At 60.8% G+C, this 4,923-nt stretch carries 5 protein-coding genes; all 5 read right to left on the minus strand.

Annotation, left to right across the window (positions count from 1 at the left end; translation table 11 throughout):
- Positions 1-671: glutaminase (locus EOA86_RS22200; protein WP_348633363.1), on the minus strand; the 671-nt coding region annotated here is incomplete at its 3' end.
- 569 nt (positions 672-1,240) lie between these two features.
- Complete coding sequence (locus EOA86_RS22205) at positions 1,241-2,035, minus strand: ABC transporter permease (protein WP_128343584.1); 795 nt, start codon at positions 2,033-2,035, stop codon at positions 1,241-1,243.
- Entirely contained in the window at positions 2,035-2,892 is an 858-nt protein-coding gene (locus EOA86_RS22210) for an ABC transporter permease (protein WP_128343585.1), read from the minus strand. The genes EOA86_RS22205 and EOA86_RS22210 overlap by 1 nt, the downstream gene beginning before the upstream one ends.
- Positions 2,889-3,929, minus strand: coding sequence for an ABC transporter ATP-binding protein (locus tag EOA86_RS22215; RefSeq protein ID WP_128343586.1), 1,041 nt, complete (start codon positions 3,927-3,929; stop codon positions 2,889-2,891). Before EOA86_RS22215 ends, EOA86_RS22210 begins: the two co-directional genes overlap by 4 nt.
- A gap of 30 nt (positions 3,930-3,959) precedes the next feature.
- A partial coding sequence (locus EOA86_RS22220) for an ABC transporter substrate-binding protein (RefSeq protein WP_128343587.1) occupies positions 3,960-4,923 on the minus strand: 964 nt, incomplete at its 5' end.

Consider the following 4,923-nt stretch of genomic DNA (forward strand, 5'->3'; position numbering starts at 1 on the left):
AATACACGGTGAGGATCATTCCGGAGATTATTCCGCGCCTTGAGCATGTGTGCCAACGCCCAATTTCGGTGCGCGTTGTTCGCCTCTGACTTGGCTACTCGCTTGTTGATGTGAATATCGTCGTCACCAGCAGCGGCGCGGACGAAGCGCAATAGTTCCGCCAAGAGCTCGCGGGGTTGGTTCGCCGCGAGGATGGCGTCCGTTACGACTATTGCCCCAGCATTGACGAATGGATTGCGAGGACGCCCTCCCTCCTGCTCGAGCTGAAGAATGGAGTTGAACGCCAACCCCGAGGGTTCGCGCCCCACCCGCATCCAGAGCTCATCACCGAGGCGTCCTAGTCCCATGGCGAGAGTGAACACCTTCGAAATGCTCTGGATAGAAAACGGAACCCGCGCGTCTCCGCTTGTAATCGTCTGGCCAGTGGGCAGAGCAACCGCAATCCCGAACAGTTTCGGATCAACTCTTGCCAGTTCCGGTATAAAGTCTGCTACCCGGCCACGGTCCGCCTCCGACGCCATGGCCGTTGCGATTTCGCCAAGGATCACTTCCATCTGCGCAGTGCCGGTATTGTGGCGCGTTACAGTGGCCGTGGGCGTCGATGGATAGTCTTGAGCTAGTTTCGTCTTGTCGACCGTGTCTGTCCGCGGCAGCATCGAAAGCGCCGTCATGATCGTTCTAGCCCTAAGCATCAGCAACGCGCTGGAGATCACGCTGCAATGCCTGATGCGATTTGGAGTGGCGACGACGAATGGTGGTGCGCTGAATTGGCGCGAGCCTATCCTGCCGACCGCGCATCAGGCTGATGGGCAACAACGGTCTCCTGCGTCGTGAGGTGAATGCTCATCCTTCCTCGGGGTTCGTTGATGTATGGTAGCGTCCAAGTCTTAGCTCCGAAGAAAATTCTTGGGGCCTCTGGCTGCTCGCAAGCGACCTACATTTTTGAGCTGATGTCGCTGCGAGCACAGCTCTCAAGCCGATAGGCCGATAATTCGCAATCAAGTCTGGTGGCTTCGCTTCGACAACTCGTCGGTTTTCCGTCAAGAAACTGCTCCCTGTTGCACCCCTGGTACGAGAAATTCCGAGGGTAGTGTCGATGAAACGACAGCTTTACGGACGAGCGGGCCTCCTATGTCCTCAGGAGAGCCGCCGGCCTCCCCTTGCAACGGGTCCGCCTGAGGCGGTCGACGGCTCCCTCCTGGGAGGAAATACTGGCGCGGGTCCGCCCCAGGGTTACGCCTCAGGACCTGCCTCCGAGCACGCGGTCTAGGCCATAGAAGCGCTCGAGCACTAGCATTAGGACTAGGGTAAGCCCCATCATCACCGTGGAGATTGACGCTAGCAGCGGGTCGATGGTGTTGGTGATGTAGGCGTACAGTTTGACCGGCAGCGTTTGCGTGCTTGGCGAGGCCAGGAACACGGTCAAGGTGAGTTCGTCGAAGCTGGTGATGAAGGCCAAGAGCCACCCGCCCGCGATGCCGGGCAGTATCAGTGGCAACTCGATGCGCGCGAACACGGTCCACGGCGACGCACCCAGCGACTCTGCCGCTTGCGCGATGCTGCGGTCGAACCCGGTCGCGGCCGCCACCACCAGGCGCAGCACGTAAGGCATGATGACTACCGCATGCGCCAGCACCAGCCCCGCCAACGTGCCGGTGGCTCCTATCTGCGAGAGGAAGCGTAGCATGGCGATGCCCAGAACGACGTGCGGCACCATCAAAGGAGACAGTAGCAGGCCCAGCAGGGCATCTCGTCCCGTGAACCGGTGCCAGGCGATCGCCATGCCGGCCGGCAGCGCGAGGACCGCGGCGATCGTGGCCGAGCCTGCGGCCAGGGCGACGCTGCGGTAGAACGCGTCGATGAAATCCTGGTGGTTCAGGATCTCCCGGAACCAACGCAATGACGCGCCGTCGAAGGGCATAGAGATGTAGCCCTTGTCGGTGAAGGCCACCAGCACCACGATGACTAGGGGAGCCAGCATGAACGCGGAGAATAGGAAGTGAAAGGCCAGCAGCGGGCGCGGAAGGCGAGTCATCAGAACACCTGCTTGTATCGCCGCTCGATATAGCGGTTTGCCAGGATCGAGACTGTGAGCACGATCAGCATCAATACCGCCGCCAAGGCAGCGCCCATGGGCCAGTTCACGTAGCTCAGGAACTCGTCGTAAATGGTGGTGGACACCACTTTCAGACGCCTGCCCCCGATGATGGCGGGAGTGGCGAAGGCGCCCGCCGCCAGCGCAAAGACGATCAGGCTGCCAGAGAGCACGCCGGGGATCACCTGGGGGAATACGATCCTGCGCAGCACCGTCAGAAAATTTGCTCCCAGCGACTCGGCCGCCTGCTCGGTCGTGAAATCAAGCTTCTGCAGCGACGCCCAGACCGCCAGCACCATGTATGGTACCAACACGTGGGACAGAGCAATCACTAGCCCGGTGTAGGAGTACATCAGCTGAAGTGGCTGGTCGATCAAACCCATCGCGATTAGTGCGCTATTGATTATGCCCTCGCGGCCCAGCAGGATCGCCCATCCCAGCGTCCGTACTACGACCGAAACCAGCAGCGGGCCGAGCACGATGACGATCGACACGGCACGCCAGATGGCCGACAGGCGGGTAAGGATGTATGCCTCAGGTACGCCGATCAGTATGCAAACGCCTGTGACCAAGGCGGCCAGAAGGAATGTGCGCAAGAAGATTTCCAGGTAGTAGTCATCGCCCACGATGTGGCCGTAGTTTTGCGGCGTCAGCGATATGTCGACACCGCTGCCCGGCTGATCGGAATAGAAGCTGAGCGCGAAGGTCAGCACGAGCGGCACCGCCACGAGGGCCAGCACCGCAAGGGCGCCGGGGGCGCTGAGCCAGTAGGGGAGGGTATTGCGCTCCCGGTTCATGCCTGACCCTCCGTCGCAACGACGCGTGCGTTGTCCAAGTTCCAACGCAGACCAACCTCGTCGCCCTCGTCCACACTAGGCTGGGCGGTGTTAGCACACGCGACCTGTATGATGCCCAGCGGCGTCTCGACCTGAAACAGCCAGTGATTGCCGAGGAACGCGCGCGCGCTCACGCGGCCCCGCACGAGTGCGTTCTGTTCAACGAATTCGATCTTCTCAGGTCGCACGATATAGTCGGACTTTCCCTTCACAGCGCTTGGCGCGGCGGGCAGTGCGAAGTCCCCGACTAGGAAACTGTCATCGCTCACTGACCCGCTGAACACGTTGGCCCGCCCAAGGAAGGTCGAGGAGAAACGGCCGTTCGGCCGTTCGTACATCTCGTACGGATTGCCGACCTGCTCGACTTCTCCTCTGTTCATCAACACCACCCGGTCGGCCAAGGTCATTGCCTCCGCCTGGTCATGGGTCACCATGATGGTGGTGATGCCCAAGCGGCGCTGCAGCGCGCGCAGTTCGATCTGCATCTCTTCGCGCAGCTTTGCGTCCAGCGCGCCCATGGGCTCGTCGAGCAACATGACCGGAGGCTGAATCACTATCGCGCGTGCAAGTGCCACGCGCTGGCGCTGGCCGCCGGACAGCTCGCGCGGGTACCGGCTGCCGAACGTTTCGAGGTGTACCAGACCGAGCGCATCGGCGACACGCTTGGTACGTTCAGCGGCAGGAACGCCGCGCATCTCTAGACCGAAGGCCACGTTCTGCGAGACCGTCATATGCGGGAACAGGGCGTAGCTCTGGAAGACGATCCCCAAGCCACGCCGGTTACTGCGCAGCTTGGTGATGTCACTTCCGTCGAGTTCCAATTTTCCGGTGGTGGGCTGAACCAACCCGGCCACCATCTGCAACGTCGTCGTCTTACCGCAACCCGAGGGTCCGAGCAGACAGACGAATTCACCCTTAGTCACCGACAGGCTGAAGTTGTCGACCGCGACGAATTCGCCATACTTCTTTGTTAAGCTCTGAAGCGCTAGAAAAGCCATGTTGCGCGGACCTTCCTTATACTGCAGCTTTCAGCGCTCGACCTCGCGGTTCCAACGCTGGGTCCACTCGGGAAGCTGCTTGTTGATGTAAGCCCAGTCGACAGCCACTAGCGCTTTGACCTTTTCGGGACCGTAGACCACCTTGGCCGCGAGTTCAGGTGCGAGCTCAACCTTGCTGTTGACGGGCCCGAAAGCGACCCCTTTCGCCAGCTCGACCTGCGCGGCCGGCGATAGCACGACCTCCATCAACTGCGCTGCGAGCTTGGGCTGCGGCGCGCCGTCGACGACGCAGGCTGTGCCCATGCCCAATCTCGCACCTTCTTTGGGATAGACGAAAGCGACCGGCGCGCCTTGGTCGATGACCGGCTGCACGCGGACGTTGCCCAACACGACCAGAGCTGCTTCACCCGTCTGCAACATCTGCGAAACGGTTGCGGGCGCCCCTTCCCAAGCGAGTGCGTTAGGCGCGACCTTTTCAGCCATGAATTGGAAAGCTGGCTCAATGTTCTTCTCGCTTCCACCGGCTGCGTGGGCCAGCATGGCCAGAGTCTCAACGCCGTAGCCGGAGACGATCCCCACCACAACCTTACCCTTGTACTTAGGATCGCCCAGGTCAAACCAGGATGTCGGCGCCTCCCACCCGTTCTTGGCGAAGACCTCCTTGTTGTAGCCTAGGCCTGTAGCGTAGAAGCCATAGCCCACCGCCGTTCCGCCTGGCAGGCGAGCGCCCGGATAGATATCGTCGAGTACCGGAATGTTGGGCAAAGGCGCGCATAGTTTCTGTTCCACCGCGTTCGTCATCGGGCCGCTATCAATCAAAATGAATGAGAGGTCCTGCTGGCCCTTTTGCGCCATGAGCTTGGCCACAGTATCGGTTGAGCTGCCAGGCGCGTAAACGACCTTGGCGCCTGTCTTGGCCTCAAAGAGGGGAATGATCTTTTCCTCGATAGTCTTCTGAAACGATCCCCCGGGGCCCCCTATGTAGAGCGTCTCT

The sequence above is a fragment of the Mesorhizobium sp. M5C.F.Ca.IN.020.32.2.1 genome (assembly GCF_004023105.1).
Classification (GTDB): domain Bacteria; phylum Pseudomonadota; class Alphaproteobacteria; order Rhizobiales; family Rhizobiaceae; genus Mesorhizobium; species Mesorhizobium wenxiniae.